19 protein-coding genes are annotated in these 16,756 nt (G+C 48.0%); 5 read left to right on the top strand and 14 right to left on the bottom strand.

Annotation, left to right across the window (positions count from 1 at the left end; genetic code table 11):
• Positions 1-40: 40 nt before the first annotated feature.
• Together ACN0VA_RS00335 and fdxA are read right to left on the bottom strand one after the other, a co-directional pair.
• Positions 41-547 (bottom strand): CarD family transcriptional regulator, encoded by a 507-nt coding sequence (locus ACN0VA_RS00335; protein WP_188663543.1) that lies wholly within the window; start codon positions 545-547, stop codon positions 41-43.
• 345 nt (positions 548-892) lie between these two features.
• Complete coding sequence (fdxA, locus tag ACN0VA_RS00330; protein WP_417819211.1) at positions 893-1,228, bottom strand: ferredoxin FdxA; 336 nt, start codon at positions 1,226-1,228, stop codon at positions 893-895.
• Positions 1,229-1,501: 273 nt separating this feature from the next.
• On the opposite strand from fdxA, the gene ACN0VA_RS00325 reads away from it, so the two are divergent.
• Entirely contained in the window at positions 1,502-2,104 is a 603-nt protein-coding gene (locus tag ACN0VA_RS00325) for a DUF938 domain-containing protein (protein ID WP_417819210.1), read from the top strand.
• Between the two features lie 15 nt (positions 2,105-2,119).
• Positions 2,120-2,326 (top strand): hypothetical protein, encoded by a 207-nt coding sequence (locus tag ACN0VA_RS00320; RefSeq protein ID WP_417819209.1) that lies wholly within the window; start codon positions 2,120-2,122, stop codon positions 2,324-2,326.
• A gap of 21 nt (positions 2,327-2,347) precedes the next feature.
• Here ACN0VA_RS00320 and ACN0VA_RS00315 read toward each other — a convergent pair whose 3' ends face one another.
• From ACN0VA_RS00315 to ACN0VA_RS00285, 7 genes are all read right to left on the bottom strand, one after another.
• The gene (locus tag ACN0VA_RS00315) at positions 2,348-2,728 is read right to left on the bottom strand and encodes an RNA-binding S4 domain-containing protein (RefSeq protein ID WP_417819208.1); all 381 of its coding nucleotides are present in this window, start codon (positions 2,726-2,728) and stop codon (positions 2,348-2,350) included.
• The gene (locus ACN0VA_RS00310) at positions 2,725-5,229 is read right to left on the bottom strand and encodes a helicase-related protein (RefSeq protein WP_417819207.1); all 2,505 of its coding nucleotides are present in this window, start codon (positions 5,227-5,229) and stop codon (positions 2,725-2,727) included. Before ACN0VA_RS00310 ends, ACN0VA_RS00315 begins: the two co-directional genes overlap by 4 nt.
• 150 nt (positions 5,230-5,379) lie before the next feature.
• On the bottom strand, positions 5,380-5,778 hold the full coding sequence (locus ACN0VA_RS00305) for a DUF2946 domain-containing protein (protein ID WP_417819206.1): 399 nt from the start codon (positions 5,776-5,778) through the stop codon (positions 5,380-5,382).
• A gap of 112 nt (positions 5,779-5,890) precedes the next feature.
• Entirely contained in the window at positions 5,891-6,688 is a 798-nt protein-coding gene (locus ACN0VA_RS00300; RefSeq protein ID WP_417819205.1) for an energy transducer TonB, read from the bottom strand.
• Entirely contained in the window at positions 6,675-8,732 is a 2,058-nt protein-coding gene (locus ACN0VA_RS00295) for a TonB-dependent receptor domain-containing protein (protein ID WP_417819204.1), read from the bottom strand. The genes ACN0VA_RS00300 and ACN0VA_RS00295 overlap by 14 nt, the downstream gene beginning before the upstream one ends.
• Positions 8,733-8,777: 45 nt before the next feature.
• Positions 8,778-9,182, bottom strand: a complete 405-nt coding sequence (locus ACN0VA_RS00290; protein ID WP_417819203.1) for a hypothetical protein — start codon at positions 9,180-9,182, stop codon at positions 8,778-8,780.
• A 158-nt stretch (positions 9,183-9,340) separates the two neighbouring features.
• A complete protein-coding gene (locus ACN0VA_RS00285; RefSeq protein WP_417819202.1) occupies positions 9,341-10,114 on the bottom strand; it encodes a ferredoxin--NADP reductase in 774 nt (257 codons plus the stop codon).
• A 414-nt stretch (positions 10,115-10,528) separates the two neighbouring features.
• Between ACN0VA_RS00285 and ACN0VA_RS00280 the strand changes: the two genes are divergently transcribed.
• Both ACN0VA_RS00280 and ACN0VA_RS00275 read left to right on the top strand, forming a co-directional pair.
• Positions 10,529-10,951, top strand: coding sequence for a hypothetical protein (locus ACN0VA_RS00280; protein WP_417819201.1), 423 nt, complete (start codon positions 10,529-10,531; stop codon positions 10,949-10,951).
• A gap of 27 nt (positions 10,952-10,978) precedes the next feature.
• The gene (locus ACN0VA_RS00275) at positions 10,979-11,410 is read left to right on the top strand and encodes a hypothetical protein (protein ID WP_417819200.1); all 432 of its coding nucleotides are present in this window, start codon (positions 10,979-10,981) and stop codon (positions 11,408-11,410) included.
• Between the two features lie 58 nt (positions 11,411-11,468).
• Here ACN0VA_RS00275 and ACN0VA_RS00270 read toward each other — a convergent pair whose 3' ends face one another.
• Positions 11,469-11,834, bottom strand: a complete 366-nt coding sequence (locus tag ACN0VA_RS00270; RefSeq protein ID WP_417819199.1) for an HPF/RaiA family ribosome-associated protein — start codon at positions 11,832-11,834, stop codon at positions 11,469-11,471.
• Positions 11,835-12,057: 223 nt separating this feature from the next.
• Here ACN0VA_RS00270 and htpG point away from each other — a divergent pair, with 223 nt between their 5' ends.
• On the top strand, positions 12,058-13,920 hold the full coding sequence (gene htpG / locus ACN0VA_RS00265; RefSeq protein ID WP_417819198.1) for a molecular chaperone HtpG: 1,863 nt from the start codon (positions 12,058-12,060) through the stop codon (positions 13,918-13,920).
• Between the two features lie 103 nt (positions 13,921-14,023).
• Here htpG and ACN0VA_RS00260 read toward each other — a convergent pair whose 3' ends face one another.
• From ACN0VA_RS00260 to ACN0VA_RS00245, 4 genes are all read right to left on the bottom strand, one after another.
• Positions 14,024-14,236 (bottom strand): hypothetical protein, encoded by a 213-nt coding sequence (locus tag ACN0VA_RS00260; RefSeq protein ID WP_188663518.1) that lies wholly within the window; start codon positions 14,234-14,236, stop codon positions 14,024-14,026.
• An 80-nt stretch (positions 14,237-14,316) separates the two neighbouring features.
• Positions 14,317-15,003: a DUF1223 domain-containing protein gene (locus tag ACN0VA_RS00255; RefSeq protein WP_417819197.1), complete on the bottom strand. Its 687-nt coding sequence runs from the start codon at positions 15,001-15,003 to the stop codon at positions 14,317-14,319.
• Positions 15,004-15,054: 51 nt separating this feature from the next.
• The gene (locus ACN0VA_RS00250; RefSeq protein WP_417819196.1) at positions 15,055-16,164 is read right to left on the bottom strand and encodes a bifunctional folylpolyglutamate synthase/dihydrofolate synthase; all 1,110 of its coding nucleotides are present in this window, start codon (positions 16,162-16,164) and stop codon (positions 15,055-15,057) included.
• The coding region (locus ACN0VA_RS00245) for a hypothetical protein (RefSeq protein WP_417819195.1) at positions 16,161-16,756 on the bottom strand (596 nt) is incomplete at its 5' end. The genes ACN0VA_RS00245 and ACN0VA_RS00250, both read right to left, overlap by 4 nt.

Below are 16,756 nucleotides of genomic sequence, written 5' to 3'. Positions count from 1 at the left end.
ATCTATCCTGCCTTTTCATAAAGTCATATGCAAGTAAAGCTTAAGCGGCTTTTTCTTTTTGAAGAACGTCTTCCAATTTTTCGGTTGCCGCATCTTTGTCGATGTTTTCAACGGCTGCAACTTCGTGGGCCAATCGCTCCAACGCAGCTTCATAAATTTGGCGCTCGGAGAAAGACTGGTCAGGTTGACCGACGTTGCGATACAGATCGCGAACCACTTCTGCAATCAAAACCGGATCGCCAGAGTTGATTTTTGCTTCATATTCCTGTGCACGGCGGCTCCACATGGTGCGTTTGACTTTGGCTTTGCCTTTCAGCGTAGTCATTGCCGTTTCCATGATTTTGCCGGAGCTGAGTTTACGTAAGCCCGCTGCTTTGATTTTGCCTACAGGGACGCGTAATGTCATGCGTTCATGTTCAAATGTAATCACAAATAACTGGAGTTCGTGACCACCGATTTCCTGAGTTTCAACGCCCACAACGCGGCCAACGCCATGAGTCGGATATACGACAAAATCGCCAGAATCGAACGGTAGGTTTTGAGCCATTTCTTATCTCTCTTACTCTTTACACAGACAGCCCGTCAGGTGGGGGAGCCCAAATTCGGCGACAAAAAAAACCGTCCGCTTGGTTAAGCAGAAGGGGCCGACATGACAACGGGTTGTCTATATTTGGTTGGCTGGCCGCCCTGAGCATCATAAAGTTTGACAGGGATATAAGACTCTGGACGGTCAAAAACCGGCTCCGCACGGAACCGGCTGTTAGCAATGGTTATACCACAAGATTGGCCAAAAAAACAGACCTAAGTTACAAAAACATGACAAAAACCCGCTTCTTGTTTGAAGAAGCAGGTCTTTGAAATCTGAAACTGTAAAATATTACAGAGGCTTGGCTCAGTCGCCTGCACCCGGTTTTTCGCTAAGCTCAGCTTTCTTACCGGCGCGACCGTTTTCGGCATCCGCATTTTCCATCGGATCTTTTTTGGCTGTGATGTTCGGCCAGGTTTCAGAGAATTTCTGGTTAATTTCCAGCCATTCTTCAATGCCGTCTTCGGTATCGGGCAGGATAGCTTCTGCCGGACATTCCGGTTCGCATACGCCGCAATCAATACATTCGTCCGGGTTGATTACCAAGGTGTTTTCACCTTCGTAGAAACAGTCAACCGGGCAGACCTCGACACAGTCGGTGTATTTACATTTAATACAGTTTTCCACGACAACGTAGGTCATTTGAATCTCCGTTTTTTGATCGCTTGGCCGGTTTAACCGTTCGTCGAATTGTGCGGACAAAGCGAATCGTTAATATCTTCTTCCCCAAAGGACATGATCGGCTCATACCCCAAAATAGTTGAATTGAGGTAGCACAATCCTTTGGAGACAGCAACCATATGAATATTGTGGATACCCGTTTTTTTACATCGGGAGTGTGAGTGAAAATCAATCACAACATTGCATCTCCAAGTAAAAGACCCTACCTTATTGAAAAAGAAGGAGCTTCCCCCAATGCCACACCGTTTGAATTATCCCGCAACTGCACGTAATCGTGATCCGATCTTAGCCGTCCTAAAACGGTTTTTACCCGACAAGGGACGTGTTTTGGAGATTGCAAGCGGCAGTGGCGAACATGTTGTTCATTTTGCACAACATTATCCGGGGTTGGTTTGGCAACCCAGTGATCTTGATCCGGCTTGTCTGAAAAGCATTCAGGGCTGGGTGGATCATCACGCACTTGAAAATATTCTTCCCCCTTTGTCGTTGGATACCACAATAGAGGACAATTGGTCCCAAAATGAATTGGATGCACTGATATGTATCAATATGGTGCATATCAGTCCGTGGGAGGCGACAACCGGTTTAATGAAAAAAGCCGGGCAGTTAATCGGACAAGACGGCTTTCTGTATCTGTATGGCCCTTATCGGCAAAATGGGGAACATACGGCACCGAGCAATATTGAATTTGAATATTGGTTGAAAGAAAAAGACCCCCGTTTCGCAGTGCGCGATATTAGCGAGGTTGACGCCGAGGCCCGTAAAAACGGTCTTGCGTTGCAAGAGGTCGTTGAGATGCCTGCAAATAATTTTTCATTGGTTTTTCAGCGTCAGTAAAGTTATACCGGACCCATGAGACGAAATCCGAATTTTAAAGCAGATTTGGCGGTTTTTGCGCTGATCATCTTTTTGTTAGGTGTGGTTTTTTCCATGTTTGTATTGGAAAAAGACCCCGACGCGCGCCTTGGCCTGTTCGGCATAAGCCTGTGGGTGCTTGTGATTGTCGGGGCGATTTATTTTCGCATTAAAACAAAGAATGAAGAAGAAGACAGGAAATAGCGCCAGCCTCGCGTTATAGGACTATTCCGCTTCGGTTAACCACTTATCCATCTGGCGACGTTCGCGTTTGGTTGGACGACCGGCGCCAGCCTCGCGTTCACCAACCTTGGCGGGTTTGTCGATTTTTGGTTTGGGTTGGGGCGGGTCCAGGTCTTCGTAAAGGGTGCGGGCCTCGGGTGCCGGGCCACGTCGTTCCCCCATTTTGACGACTTTAATCAACCGAATATAAGGGCCCAGCGGGAACGTAAGCACATCATCGGGTTTTAACATATAGTGAGCTTTGGAAATTGCGGTGCCGTTGACGCGCAATTTATTGCCGGACACAAATTTCGCGGCCAAGGTGCGGCTTTTGAAAAAACGCGCCTGCCAAAGCCATTTATCAACACGTAGCGTTTCGGTCATTTCTTCCAGTCTTTGAGTTGAGCAAAAGGCGAATCCGGGTCAATCCGAACGGGTCTTTGACGTGTGGGGTTTGCCTTTTTCTTTTTCTTTATATGGGCTTTCTTTCGCTGGACTTTAAGGGTGTCAGCGGATTTTTCAATATGATATCCCATACGCCGTAAAATATCGGCCATAACAGTGACGGAACAGCCGGCCAAACTTGTGAAATCAGCATTGATATCCGCGGGTCGTTTTTTTGTTTTCTCCCATGCCAGTTCGGCAATACGTTCGGCCATATCGACGCGCAGGCACCGATTGCCATACATTTGATAACCGATCTGTTCATAAAACAGGCGCGGGGTATCGGGTTGAGCCACAAAGGACATCAGGCCGCTGGCGGGATAAACCGGGGCAATGTCGGGTTGGTGATAGAGTGTCCATAAATCTGCGCGTAATCGCACAGCAGCGGCCTTTAACAGTTTTGGGCAATAGATACTGTGCCGGGCGATAATAACACCGTATTTGCGCAGGGTTTTCCGGTCTTTGCTTTCGATGTCACGGATCAGGTCAAGGGCCTGTTTACGTGCCAAGGTGCCCAGACCTTCGCGCAGTTGAAAGATAACACCGCGTGCTGGTCCGTTCAGCTTGGCTGTTTCCAAATCGAATAGCGGTTTCAAGGTGTGCCGGATATAGTGATCCAGCCATTTGCTCAGGCGGGCCTTTACACGATCGCGCAAACCGTCTTCGATCAGATCGAATGCCAAGGTTTCCAAACGCGGGCTTAAGGCATCGTTGCCTTTATAAAGACGGGCACAAGGTGTGCCCCGCCACAGAATATAAGCGTCATCGCGCAGATTGAAGGCCTCGTCCTTTTCATCTTCAAATGCTGCAACCCGGCGGTCCATTTCCTGACGTAAGGCTTTGAGGGCGGCGGCATTAACAGCGCGTTTGGCATGTGGGTTGTCTGTTTCATCGGCGGCGAAATGAAACCCTTCAAGGCGACCCACGAAATGACCTTCGACCAGTACGTCGCCGGATTTGGTCACCGCTGCTAACAAGTCGTCTTTGTCTTTCAGTTTCTTCATTAAGGCCGAGGTCCGACGATCAACAAACCGTTTGGTCAGCTGTTCATGCAGCGCATCCGAGATTTTATCTTCAATTTGGCGGGTGATATCTTGCCAATGAAGTGGATCCACCAGCCATTTGCTGCGCTGAGAAATATATGTCCAGGTTCGAATCCCGGCGAGGCGTTGCGTCAATGTATCGATGTCACCGTCTGTACGGTCCAGACGTTGGACATGTCCGGCAACCCAATCGGTTGGCAACATATTCTTGTGGGTGGAAAGATGTTGATAAATCTGTCCCAACAGGCGGGGATGGCTATCGGACATCGTCTTGGCAAAATCCGGGATCTGGCAGACATCCCAAAGAAGTTTAACGGCCTTGGGATGGTTGGCGTATTTGATGACATCCGGGTTTTTGGACAGAAAATCTAATGTGATTTCATCTTCGGGAATACGCGGACGGATTAATCCGTGTGTTTGTGGGGCGCGGCGCAAATCCATCTGCAAGGTGTCAACCGAGGTAAAACGCAGGCGGGAATTTCGCCAGTAAATCTGTTCGATATTGTCAAATTCATGGGATTCGAGTCGATCAATGATTTCGGGATCAAGGGGCGGGCAGTCTGCCGTCACCCCGAAGGTACCGTCTGTCATGTAACGTCCGGCCCGTCCTGCGATTTGGGCCAGTTCGGGGGCCTGCAGTCTACGCATCTGGTGTCCGTCAAATTTGGACAGGGCTGCAAAGGCGACATGATCCACATCCATGTTCAACCCCATACCGATGGCGTCTGTGGCGATTATATAATCAACCTCGCCAGCCTGATACAATCCGACTTGTGCGTTACGGGTGCGGGGACTGAGGGCGCCAAGGACAACAGCCGCCCCGCCTTTTTGACGTTTGATCAATTCGGCAATGGCGTACACTTCGGAGGCCGAAAACGCCACAATGGCAGAACGATTGGGCAGGCGGGTAATTTTCTTTGACCCGGTATAGGTCAGTTTTGAAAAACGGGGGCGTTGGTCAAACTGTACATCCGGGATTAAACGACGGATCAAGGGGGCGATGGATTGTGAGCCCATAAACATGGTTTCGGCTTGGCCATGGGCATTAATCAGGCGATCAGTGAAAATGTGACCGCGTTCCGGGTCTGCACATAATTGAATTTCATCAATGGCGAGGAAATCAACCGTATGGTCCACAGGCATGGATTCGACGGTGCATAAAAAATAACGGGCATGTGGAGGAAGTATTTTTTCTTCGCCGGTAATCAGGGCGACTTGATCAGGCCCTTTTATTTTGACGACCCGATCATAGTTTTCACGCGCCAGAAGGCGTAAGGGGAAGCCGATCATACCGGTGCCGTGGGCCATCATACGTTCCAGGGCGAGATAGGTTTTTCCGGTATTTGTAGGGCCGAGCACCGCAGAAATACGGGCGTTTGAAGAAGTATCAATTTGCATAACGGGCGCACAATGGACCAGTTTGCAAAAAGAGGCAAGAAAAGAGGGGAATGTTGGTATCAGACCCCTCTCTCTTACAAATCACATAGGTGAAAGTACCTTTGAGGTGGCAAAAATAAGGGCCTCCCACCTATGGGAGGGCGAAAAACCTTATATTTGCGGAGGGGCGCGTGGCGATTTCGTGCGGGCGTAATGCGAAAGTGCTTGGTGCCCGAATGCGACTGCTTCGCTGAGTTGGGGGGGACCTATATGGAAGTCGAAGTGTACGACTTCGGGAAGAATGAGGTCAAAATCCCGGGTGGCATCCTGGTGGCATAGGACGCAATAATCACAGACAAAACTGTCTGTATGGCTGGGCGAGTCCGGGTCGTTGTTCAGGTTAACACGGCAAATACTGGTTCGCATTGCCGATTCGAATTCTGCCATTGCAGGCGATTCACTGGCAAGAACAACAACAGGCGTGACAAACTGAAAGACGAACGCAATCAGCAGCAGTGCCGAGATATCGACACGCAACGCGTTCATCAGTTTTGTCAGCTTGCGACTCATAGACTAAACATTCCAGCTACTATAAACTTTAATATACCTATCAAAAAAATAGGACGAATACAATTCGTATTATTCAAACCATTACGGCTGAAATAGGGCAAAGAGTAAAAAATCAGGTCCGCAGTTGAAAACGTATGGGAACGATGACATCACTGTTGACGGCTGTCCCGTTGCGTTTAGCGGGTAGAAAACGCCAGTTTCTCACGGTCTGTAAGGCAGATCGATCCAATGCGCTATGACCACAGGATTTAAAGATACTGAGATCAAGGACTTTGCCTTCAGCACTTACCAAAACTTTTAATTCCACAACCCCTTCCAGACGGCGACGTTTGGCCGATTTGGGATAAGGCGGGGCGGGATTGCGCAAATAGGCCGGATAAACCGGTTTAATAAAACCCGTTTTGGGGCGAGTCTTTTTAACGGGCGCGGTTGTAAAAGCTTGGGCGACAGTCTGAACTTTTGGTCGAGGCTGTACTTTTTTTGGTGGCGATACGGGTTTGACAGGCGGTTTTACCTCAACCTGTTTGGGGACGATTCGCGGTTTGGGTTTTTCTATCTTTTCTTCTTCTTTGGGTGGTTCAATCGCTTCTTCGATGATTTCGGCGATTTCTTCTTCTTCGATCACCGGTTCTTCTTCAATGATTTCTTCAAGAGGTGTTTCTTCGATGACCTCTTCGGGTTCGATAACAGGTTCGACGAAAGTTTCCACCATAAAAGCGACTTCTTGGGGGGCATCGTCTTTGGGGATATTTAGCTCCCCGCTGGCATGTCCGATCAGGAACAAGCCGGTAAACAGCAGGACATGCAAAAAACCCGCGGCCCCGATGGGCAACAGGCGTGCCCCGAGCGGGGTGTCAACGACAACCCGCCCGGTGCTTTCGTCCAGCCTATATTGATTAGAAATCAGCATTGACCCGCAGGAAGAATGAACGTCCCGGTTCATTCACCTTTGCAACCGTGTTGTCAAAAGAACTGCCGCGGTTCAAATGGTTGGAATAGGTTTTGTCCAACACGTTAGTCACGCCGAGGGCCAGATCAAACGGTTTAAATGCCCAGATTTTTCCATAAACATCAAAGACAGCGTAACCGCCGGTTTTTTCGATGTCCTGACCACTGGTTACAGCCCCGATGTCGGCGCGGTTTTGTTTGGCGGCTGCGCGCATACGCAAACCGCTCATCCAGTCGGCGGTGCTGTATTCAAGTGCTGCGCCGACTTCCAGCGGTGCAATTTGAGCCAGAGGACGGTTATCTTCGTCGTTTTCACCGTAGGTGTACGCCACGTTCAAGGCAAGGTTCAAACCTTCCATTAAATCGATTCCACCAGACAGTTCAAAGCCCATCAAGGTTGCATCAATGTTGCGATAAATATCGGCGTTGTCAGCCAGCAGAATACCATCCTGACCTGTGGCGTTATCGCGCAGGATATAATCGCTGACTTTGTTGTAATACACAGAACCGCCTACGTTCCAACCGTCATAGGCGGCACTGGCGCCCAGTTCAACTTGATGATGTTGTTCCGGGTCGATATCCGGATTGCCGATCCAACGCAAACCGGCTGTTGCATGATCACCGGCCATACCGCGTTCTGTGGCATCTGCGGTGCGCACAACGCGTGACAAGCTGCCGTAGAAGGCGATGTTTTGATCCAGTTCGTGATCATAACGTAACAGACCACCGATGTTATGTTCGCTTTGGTCGTCCCACTGTTTGCCGTAATACATCTGGTACAGCTGATTGGCTGTCCGCCCGGTACGTGCAGAAACGGTGTTTACTTTGTTCGCATCCACACCGACGTAGTCATAACGCAGGCCAACTTTAACTTTGCCGGCTGAGGAAACTTGATAAGTTTTTTCGCCAAACAGACCGATTTGATCGGTGCTCATGCCCGGCCACATATAGGCTTGTTCATTCCCGCTGGCATAAATGTTGGTTTGTGCGCCCATGTAACGTAACGCATCCTGATAGGAAACTTTTAAATCGGCCCCAACGACGAGATCGTTATTTTCCAACGAGAGCGTCCCGCCATAAATTTGAGTATCCGATTCGGTCAACATCCCCATACCGGCACGGCTGCGCAGGCTGAAGTTATCCATAATGTGATCAACCTGACTGATATAGGCCGAGGCGTTCATTTGATTGAACAGGCCAAAGTCGCCTTTATGGGTCAGGGAGCTGCGCAAAGCCATCATTTTGGCTTCTGGCGCATCCATACCGGCACCAGCATAAAGGGCATCGCTGGTATCATCTAATTGTGCACCAAAAGTGATTTTTGTATCTGCAGTGGCTTGAACACCGACATCCAGTCGCCCGCCATGTTGGTCAAAGCCGGAACGGACTTTTTTACCATTACCATCTTCGTAGCTGTTGGCAGCAGATTTTTCGATATTGGCACGTACATAGTGACCATCGCCAAGATCAAAGGATCCTTTGATTGCAACGTCACGGGTGTTGCCGTTGCTGTCGATGCCACCTGAAATATTGATGTTTGCCGATTTGCCTTCTGTAAAGGTCGGGGCGTTGCGTTTGGTTTTGACCGTCCCGCCGGAACCACCGCTGCCATGTTGGACCGAAGTATAACCTTTTTCCACGATCAATTCGTCGTTGCCATCAATGGATAGGAAGGAGGCAGGCGGATCCATACGGTTGGGACAGCCGCCTTGAACAAACACGCCATCATCCACGATATTTAACTGGGTTTGTTTTTGACCACGGATAAAGGGGTCGATACCGTGGCTGCCCATACGGCTACCAGAAACACCGGGGACAGATTGTAAATAATCACCGCCGTCAGCCGCTGGGAAGGTGCTGTCTTCTTCAAAATTCAGGATAATACGCTGTGGTGTTTCGATTTGGTCTTCGGCCAGAACTTCCGGAAGCTTAACAGGATCACCGGCGTGGGCGGACAAAGGCAGGAACGCACATAAAGCGGCGCCCAGCAATAATTGCTGTTTCATAATTAAGTCTCTTCTTAAAGATAAATGGATGTGTGAAACGGATCTTTAAGAAGAAAAGGGAGGGGCCCGTGAGGATGCAATATTGCCCCAAACTTGGGCATCCAGGACGAGAGGCGTATCCTTGTAGGTAATCTTTGTTATGCGTGGGTTTGTAAGGATAACGCTAAGGGCAGGGTCTTTGAGTTGTACAACAGGTAAAAATGTGCCGCGCAAACACCAGTCACAAACAAAACCGTCTGTTTGTTCGGTCGGGAGGGAATCGTCTTGCTGTTCTGCCAGCATGACCTGACAAATGCTATTGCGAAGGGCGGCTTCGTATTCGCCCTGTTCGCTATGTTCTGCCGCAAAAAGATAAATGGGCGTAAACAATTGAAAAAGAAACGCGATCAGAAGCAAGGCCGAAATATCAGCCCTTCCTGCTTTTTGAAAACGTTTTAATAAATCAATCATTTAGAAACATTCTAGTAAATGTAATCTTAAGGCTTTTCTTATATATCAATTTTCCTAAATTACAAATAAAAACGCCCTGTCTTTGGTCAAGACAGGGCGTTTTAAAAGTAACCCGAACAAGGGTGGGGGGCAAAAGTTCGGGATCCTTCAATCCAGATTTAACGTTCGACGAACGCGCGTTCAATCACGTAATCGGCTGCATCGCCTGTGTGGGCAGAGGCACGGAAACCGAGATCATCCAAAATTTTGCAGGTATCTTCCAGCATGCTCGGGCTGCCGCAGATCATGGCGCGGTCCGTTTCCGGATTTAATTGCGGCAAGCCAAGGTCCTGACACAGTTTACCGTTGAGGATCAAATCGGTCAGACGGCCCTGATTACGGAAAGGTTCGCGTGTCACGGTTGGATAATAAACCAGTTTTTCTGCGATCATTTCGCCGAGGTACTCGTGATTGGGCAGTTCTTCGTGGATGTAATCCTGATAGGCCAATTCGCTGACATGGCGCACACCATGAACCAGAATGACTTTGTCAAAACGGTCATAGGTTTCAAAATCACGAATGATGCTCATAAATGGGGCGAGGCCGGTTCCGGTGGCAAACAGGAACAGGTTTTTCGCGGGTGTCAGATCATCAACAACCAATGTACCTACCGGTTTTTTGCTGATCAGGATTTTGTCATCTTTTTTCAAGTGTTGCAGGCGTGAGGTCAAAGGCCCGTCCTGAACTTTAATGCTCAAAAATTCCAGATGTTCTTCGTAGTTGGCGCTGGCGATGCTGTAGGCACGCGTTAGCGGTTTACCGTTAACTTCCAGACCGATCATAACAAAGTGGCCATTATGGAATCTCAATGCGTCTGGACGCGAGGTTTTAAAGCTGAACAGGCTGTCGTTCCAGTGTTTTACTTCTAATACGTCCTCTTGGTAAAAAGCCATTTTTACTCTCTTCGTGTTCGCGATGGTCGGGGTCGTGGGCAAATCACGCCTGTCCATACATAGGGGGTCTAATCTCAATATTACAGGAACGGTCGAATGTTGTGTCCTGAAATTAAATGCACAATACGCAGTGTTAATTATTTGTCAATTACAAATAATTTTAGTTAAATAGAAAATGTATAAAATTCGCACCCACATCAACGTGTGAACGGCGAATTTGGCCTATTCCTACTATTTTAGTTGGGTTAAGTAAAGTGAATATAAGAACGGTTCTGACTAATTGGAAGGGGGAGTGCTGGAGTAAAATATTTGTCTTTGGCTGGACAGGAGTTGTTTAAAGCTTGCCAGAGGTTGTAAATGACTTAAATTACATTTCTTAAGATATTTGTATCTATTAAGTCTTGTGAGGTAATTGTGGATTTTGTGGTAGGGCTCCTTGTCGCTGCGGTTTTTTTGACGGTAGTGCCAATTTTAATTGCGATGTATTTGGAACGTGAAAGTGATGTGGAACTTTTGATATTGCCGTTTTTTGGGCGTAGTCTTGGAATTTTTGCGGTCTCTTTATTGGTTGGCTTTATTTTAGGCCTTTCTGGCATGGATGTAATAATGTCCGATATTCTTCTCGCCGTGATTAGCTTTCCTTTGTCAATTTTTGGGTATCGTTGGGCTTTACAACGTATTCGAAATATCGGTTGGTCGAAAAACATGGTGTGGATCGCACTTATTCCGATTGCCAATATTATTTTCAGCTTGTTTCTTCTGTTTAAACCCGGTCAAAACCAAGATCAAATATTGCAAGATAATAATGATATAGTATCTGAGGCATCTGGAGTTTAGTGCTCGTCCCAATTAACAGGATTATTTATGCAAGCCGTTTTAATCTTTTCAATCATCGCGCCCCCTATTTTAGCCTTTTTATATGACGTAAAATTTCAAACCGTGATTTCACGAGGGGAATTCGTTGTTCGTTTTGTGGCGGTCATGGCATTTAACATTATTGCCAGTATGATTATGGAAGAAGCCTTGGCAGGTATGGAAATTATTGTTGTGAATTATCTTCTGACCTTTGCCAGTTCCACATTTATGTATGTGTCAATGATCGGTCGTATCCGTTCAACGGCCTTGCGCCCGGTTGGACGATATTATCTGATTAACCTGGTTTTGTGCGCAGGTGTCGTGGTGGTCTTTGGCGCCCTTTCTCCCTTGGTTGGGTTTGTGGCGGCATTGGGGATTGTCTTGTTGTTCTGTATCTATCCCCCAAAAAGGGACGCGTTACAAACAAACGAGGCGGTATAAAAAAAGCCCGCTGTCCTGTTCAGGATCAGCGGGCTTTTTTTATTGATTGTGTCAGCGTTTAGCCAGCAACAGCTTCTTCGTCTTCGTGCTGTTTTACTTCGCCACGGTTACGTTGAACCCATTCTTTGATTTGGCGACGTGCAGCATCAAAGGCATCACGGATTGTGACATAGACGTCTTCGTGTGCGTGGTCATCTTTGTGGTTTTTGTTCACAACGATTTCTTCGCCCGGCATGCTGATGTCGAGACGGATGTCATACAGTTTGCCTTTAGTCTGGCTTTTGTGCGGCGTGCTTACGGTGACGCGGCAGCTAACGATTTTGTCAGAATGTTTTTCCAACATTTCTACTTTTTCGCGGATACGCGCTTCGACAGCGTCGGAGTGGTCAACATCGCGAAAAACGATTTGCAAAGGAGACTGCATTTATCTCGTGCCCTAAAAAAAACTTTACAGATTGCGACCTTGCGTGCCGGAAAACGGCGCAATGATCAGTGAATTTCTCACTCTCTTACCTGCTTATTTTTAATTACGCAACATAAGAGATGCAAGTTTTGCAGATTCTTTATACAAGAAGGGTTGCATACGGGTGTTTTTTTAGACATATCCACCACATCCATTTTCAATATAGGGATATTTAATTTTAGCCATGACCGAAGAAAAACTATCGTTTCAGGCAGAAGTCAGCAAACTTCTGCATATTGTCACCCACTCGTTGTACAGCAATAAAGAGATTTTCCTCAGGGAACTGATCTCTAACGCATCGGATGCGTGCGATAAATTGCGTTATGAAGCGCAAACCGATTCGTCTCTTCTTGATGGTGATTCAGATTTTAAAATCTCGTTGTCGCTTGATAAAGAGGCCAAAATCTTAACGATTGCCGATAACGGTATCGGTATGAACCATGACGACCTGATTAATAATCTGGGTACGATTGCCAAATCCGGCACCGAAGCCTTTTTAAAGGCGGCAGAAGAATCCGGTAAGTCGGATGTGAACTTGATCGGCCAATTTGGGGTCGGGTTCTATTCCTCCTTCATGGTGGCCGAAGAAGTGGTGGTGACCACCCGTAAGGCGGGCGAAGACAAGGCCTGGTCCTGGACCAGCAATGGTGAAGGCGATTATGTGATCGGGGATGCGACACGCGACGGCCACGGCACAACCATTCAATTGAAGATGCGCGAAGATCAAAGCGAATTTTTAGAAGATCATCGCCTGCGCCATATCGTCAAAACCTATTCCGACCACATCAGTATTCCGATTGAGCTCAAAGGCGAAGAAGACGAAACGCTGAATTCTGCCTCTGCCATCTGGACACGTTCGCAAAGCGATGTCAGTGAAGAACAGTATAAAGAGTTCTATCACCATGTGGCCCATGCCTTTGATGAACCGTGGCTGACTTTACATAACCGGGTTGAAGGGGTGATTGAATATACCAACTTGCTGTTCATTCCCGGTTCACGCCCGATGGATTTGTTCACACCGGAACGTAAAAACCACCTGAAGCTATACGTCAATCGTGTGTTTATCACCGATGATTGTGATGAAGTTATCCCGCAATACCTGCGTTTTGTACGCGGTGTTGTCGATAGTGGGGATTTGCCGTTGAATGTGTCACGCGAAATGCTGCAACACAATCCGGTTCTGGCGAAAATCAAAGCCGGTCTCACCAAGAAAATTTTGGGCGAGCTGAAGAAAAAGGCTGAAAAAGACACCGAAGGCTATGTCACATTTTGGGAAAACTTTGGCGCGGTGATGAAAGAAGGCATCTACGAAGATTTTGCCCATAAACAAGACTGTCTGGCCTTGGCTCGTTTCAAATCAACACAGGATGATGATTGGGTTTCCTTGGCGCAATATGTCGAACGCATGAAGGAAGGTCAGGACCAGATTTTCTATATTTCCGGTGATGATATCGATGCCTTGAAGAAATCTCCGCAATTGGAAGGCTTTAAGGCCAAAGGGGTTGAGGTTCTGTTTATGACCGACCCGATCGATGAATTCTGGATCCCCGGTGTCGGTGCTTTTGAAGAAAAGCAATTCCAGTCGATCACCAAAGGCGGGGCTGACCTGTCCAAGATTAAAAAGGACGGGGAAAGCGACGAGGACGCCAAAGAAGAGAGTGCAGATAAAGACGGTGTGGACCGTTTATGTGCTGCCTTCAAAGTCGTCTTGGGCGACACTGTTCAAGAAGTTCGTTCCACGGACCGTTTGACCGATAGCGCCGTTTGTCTGGTTGCTGGCGAAGGGGCGATGGATCGCAACTTGCAACGCATGTTGAAACAACATGGTCAGGCCGTACCGGACGATGCCCCAATTCTGGAGTTGAACCCAACACACAGCCTGATTAAAAAGCTGGTTGACCTGTCTGCAGACGGCACCACGCCGACGATTGATGATGCAGCCCATCTTTTGCTGGATCAGGCCCGTATTATCGAAGGCGAAACCATTCCCGATATGACGGCTTTTGCCCGTCGCATGACATCGGCAATGGAAAAAGGCTTGGTTTAATACCGGGATAAAAGTGAAAACGGGTCGCGAAAGGGGATTTCTTTCGCGGCCCGTTTTTTGTTTATTTATCGATATCTTCTAAGCGCCTAGAAGTCTGTGTGCCTTAATGTTTGGAACCGATTTTTTTGCGCATTTGTTCGACGCAACCGGCGAGTTCGTGAGGTGCAATTTTGTCGGATTTTGCGATTAAATGGATAATCGGGTCGTCCAGAAGTTCTTTTAATTTGGGTTCTTGCCCACCGCTACCGTAGGGTCCGATAACGGGAAGCTCGACCTTTTCCTTCGGGGATTTCAGGATATTCAGGCCTAATAGCATAGCTTCCTCCTTCACGATGTGACTAGAACCGATATAGTTTGCAGGAGGTTGATTTCAAGGAATGCTTTGGTTGAAAGAGGCTAATCCAGTTTAAAGGCAGCTACGATCTCAAGAGTTTCAGGATGTTGTAAGAAAAATCCTTGTCCGATATTTTTGGTCTTTTGATCGGATAGGTCAAAGTGGCTTTGTCCACCCGACCAGGAACCAACCTTTTGCAAGGATTGGACAATATGATAATTGGTCAGGCTACGCCCGCGATTTTCCCCACGGCGGACTTCGGTTGTGTTTTCTTTCAGGTAATTGATCAGATATGCATTGAGTGGACTTTCTTGCTTCGGTCCGCTGAGGGATAAACCGTCTGATTTGTATTCAAGGGTAATATCCGTTTGGTTGGCAAGCTCACGTGTGATTGCTTTTAAGATACGATCTTGTTGATTGCCGCTTTCTTGATATCGACCGGAGACCACCATTTGAGGTGTGTAGACATAACGTAAGTTAAAGCTGTGCGCATAATCGCGCTGGCGCTGGGTAAAGGCTGCTTTGGCATGGACATCTTTCCAGCCAATATAATCCCAATAATCCACATGATAGGCCAAGGCAAGCACATCCGGGCGCATGGCAAGCTTCCCTAAAAATGCGTCGGCAGGTGGACAGCTTGAACACCCTTGTGAGGTAAAAAGTTCAACAAGGGCCACCGGCTGGCTGGCATTCACCGGAAAGCTGAAACCGAGAAGAAGGCTGAGGGTCAGAAACGTTGCTTTTTTCATCTGTAGGGGCTTTCATTATGGATCACCCCTCAAGAATAGGTATTGTGCCCTTCACAAGCCAATCACATCATAGTGAGCACCCTGCATATAAGCCAAGACCCGTCCTGCCATACCAAAGCCGCCGAGGCAGAGAATAACGCCATCCTCAGGTCGTTTGTCTTTTGCGAACGTAATGGCACTATCGATATCGTGTGCGGTGTCTTTATATGTGGCGTTCAAGTGGGTGAGGATATGATCCGGGGTATGCATGTCGACATCAAATTGAAGGGCGACCACATGATGAAATGTCCCTTTTATTGCGGTGAGGTCTTTATCGTTTTTAAAGGCACAAATCAGACTGATGGGACGCTCAGGAAAAGCTGAAACAGCCGTTGCAACGCTTTGGGCGTTATGGGCCACATCTACATAGATCGGTGGATGGGTGGACAGTTTTTGCAACCGTCCCGGCACCTGAACACCATATGTTTCGGGTAAGGTATCCAGCGCAAAATGCTGTTTTAAGGCATGGGCGGCAAGCCGGGCATTGCTTTGCAAGGGATCAAGGGGCGGGCAGGAGAGATCAATATAGGTCACACCATCGGGTATGCAGTCTTCAAGACCACCAACGGCGCTGAGGAGTGTGTCACCTGCTTTACAAACAGCTGCTTTTTCGCTTGCAATGGCGTGAAGGGTTTTTCCCAGAATGGCGGTATGTTCCAGATCGATTGAAGTCAAAACCGAAATTGTGCCCGGTGCAATACGAACCGGGTCGAATCGACCGCCCAATCCGATTTCCATAATGGCGAGATCGACGTTTTGTTCGGCAAAAAAAATTAGGGCGGCAAGGGTCAGGATTTCAAATCGCCCACTTTGTGGAAGAGGGGCGGCCCGCATTAAGGCCTGTGTCAGGCAAGCATCGAGGTCTTCATCTGTGATCATACGCCCATTGATCTGGATGCGTTCGTTGACATGCAATAAATGGGGGGAGGTATAAAGCCCGACAGACTTTCCCAATCCCTGTGCCATTCGGGCCATCAGGTGTGCGGTGGTGCCTTTGCCGTTTGATCCGACAATTTTGATGCTGGGGATCATGTTCAGCCCTTGGCAAAGTTGGGCCATGCGTTCATTGACACCGGGTGGACCGAAACGGGGATGTTGAAGCAGGCGATCTATAGCCGTCATGTGAAATAAGCCCGTTTAATCAAGCGCAGATAGGTTTGCGTACCGATAAAATAGATCAATCCCGTTTGGGGTAAATCAAGACCGGATTTTAGGGCACAAACATCGTTGAAATCCCCTTGATAGGCGATCTGATGTTGTTTTGCCTTTTCATATGACAGAAAGCCACGTTCCCCGGTCAGGATGATTTGGGAGATTGTTGCACCCGTCTTTTGCAACAGATCCATAATACCATCGAAATCTTTATCATCGGGCAGCGACAGATAAAAATGCACCTGTCCGTTATGATCTTGCATAAGTTGACGCAGAAAGGTTTCGTCTGCACTATCACGCGCGATCATACCTTCGTACATCAAGGTCCGGTTGGCATCCTGTCGTGTGGCGAAAGAGGCACAAGGGACATCGATAATATCAATGGCGCGCCCACGAAAGGCGCGTAACGCTTCGGTGGCACTTTGGCGGGCGAGATCATACCAATGTGGATAGGCAAGGTTGGGTGTCTTTGTGTCACGTGCACCTATGACCAGATGGTCACAAGTTTCTGAAATGGAAAGTTTATCGGCGCGTATATCATCCAGTGTTGGTCCCAGATAAT

The organism is Terasakiella sp., assembly GCF_048267425.1.
GTDB lineage: Bacteria > Pseudomonadota > Alphaproteobacteria > Rhodospirillales > Terasakiellaceae > Terasakiella.
The sequence above is the reverse complement of the archived record's forward strand: the minus strand, read 5'-3'. Positions and strand labels throughout refer to the sequence as shown.

Excerpts from the sequence above, each read along its gene's own strand:
- ACN0VA_RS00335 (WP_188663543.1), bottom strand. The coding sequence starts at position 547 with ATGGCTCAAAACCTACCGTTCGATTCTGGCGATTTTGTCGTATATCCG.
- fdxA (WP_417819211.1), bottom strand. The coding sequence starts at position 1,228 with ATGACCTACGTTGTCGTGGAAAACTGTATTAAATGTAAATACACCGAC.
- ACN0VA_RS00325 (WP_417819210.1), top strand. The coding sequence starts at position 1,502 with ATGCCACACCGTTTGAATTATCCCGCAACTGCACGTAATCGTGATCCG.
- ACN0VA_RS00320 (WP_417819209.1), top strand. The coding sequence starts at position 2,120 with ATGAGACGAAATCCGAATTTTAAAGCAGATTTGGCGGTTTTTGCGCTG.
- ACN0VA_RS00315 (WP_417819208.1), bottom strand. The coding sequence starts at position 2,728 with ATGACCGAAACGCTACGTGTTGATAAATGGCTTTGGCAGGCGCGTTTT.
- ACN0VA_RS00310 (WP_417819207.1), bottom strand. The coding sequence starts at position 5,229 with ATGCAAATTGATACTTCTTCAAACGCCCGTATTTCTGCGGTGCTCGGC.
- ACN0VA_RS00305 (WP_417819206.1), bottom strand. The coding sequence starts at position 5,778 with ATGAGTCGCAAGCTGACAAAACTGATGAACGCGTTGCGTGTCGATATC.
- ACN0VA_RS00300 (WP_417819205.1), bottom strand. The coding sequence starts at position 6,688 with ATGCTGATTTCTAATCAATATAGGCTGGACGAAAGCACCGGGCGGGTT.
- ACN0VA_RS00295 (WP_417819204.1), bottom strand. The coding sequence starts at position 8,732 with ATGAAACAGCAATTATTGCTGGGCGCCGCTTTATGTGCGTTCCTGCCT.
- ACN0VA_RS00290 (WP_417819203.1), bottom strand. The coding sequence starts at position 9,182 with ATGATTGATTTATTAAAACGTTTTCAAAAAGCAGGAAGGGCTGATATT.
- ACN0VA_RS00285 (WP_417819202.1), bottom strand. The coding sequence starts at position 10,114 with ATGGCTTTTTACCAAGAGGACGTATTAGAAGTAAAACACTGGAACGAC.
- ACN0VA_RS00275 (WP_417819200.1), top strand. The coding sequence starts at position 10,979 with ATGCAAGCCGTTTTAATCTTTTCAATCATCGCGCCCCCTATTTTAGCC.
- ACN0VA_RS00270 (WP_417819199.1), bottom strand. The coding sequence starts at position 11,834 with ATGCAGTCTCCTTTGCAAATCGTTTTTCGCGATGTTGACCACTCCGAC.
- htpG (WP_417819198.1), top strand. The coding sequence starts at position 12,058 with ATGACCGAAGAAAAACTATCGTTTCAGGCAGAAGTCAGCAAACTTCTG.
- ACN0VA_RS00260 (WP_188663518.1), bottom strand. The coding sequence starts at position 14,236 with ATGCTATTAGGCCTGAATATCCTGAAATCCCCGAAGGAAAAGGTCGAG.
- ACN0VA_RS00255 (WP_417819197.1), bottom strand. The coding sequence starts at position 15,003 with ATGAAAAAAGCAACGTTTCTGACCCTCAGCCTTCTTCTCGGTTTCAGC.
- ACN0VA_RS00250 (WP_417819196.1), bottom strand. The coding sequence starts at position 16,164 with ATGACGGCTATAGATCGCCTGCTTCAACATCCCCGTTTCGGTCCACCC.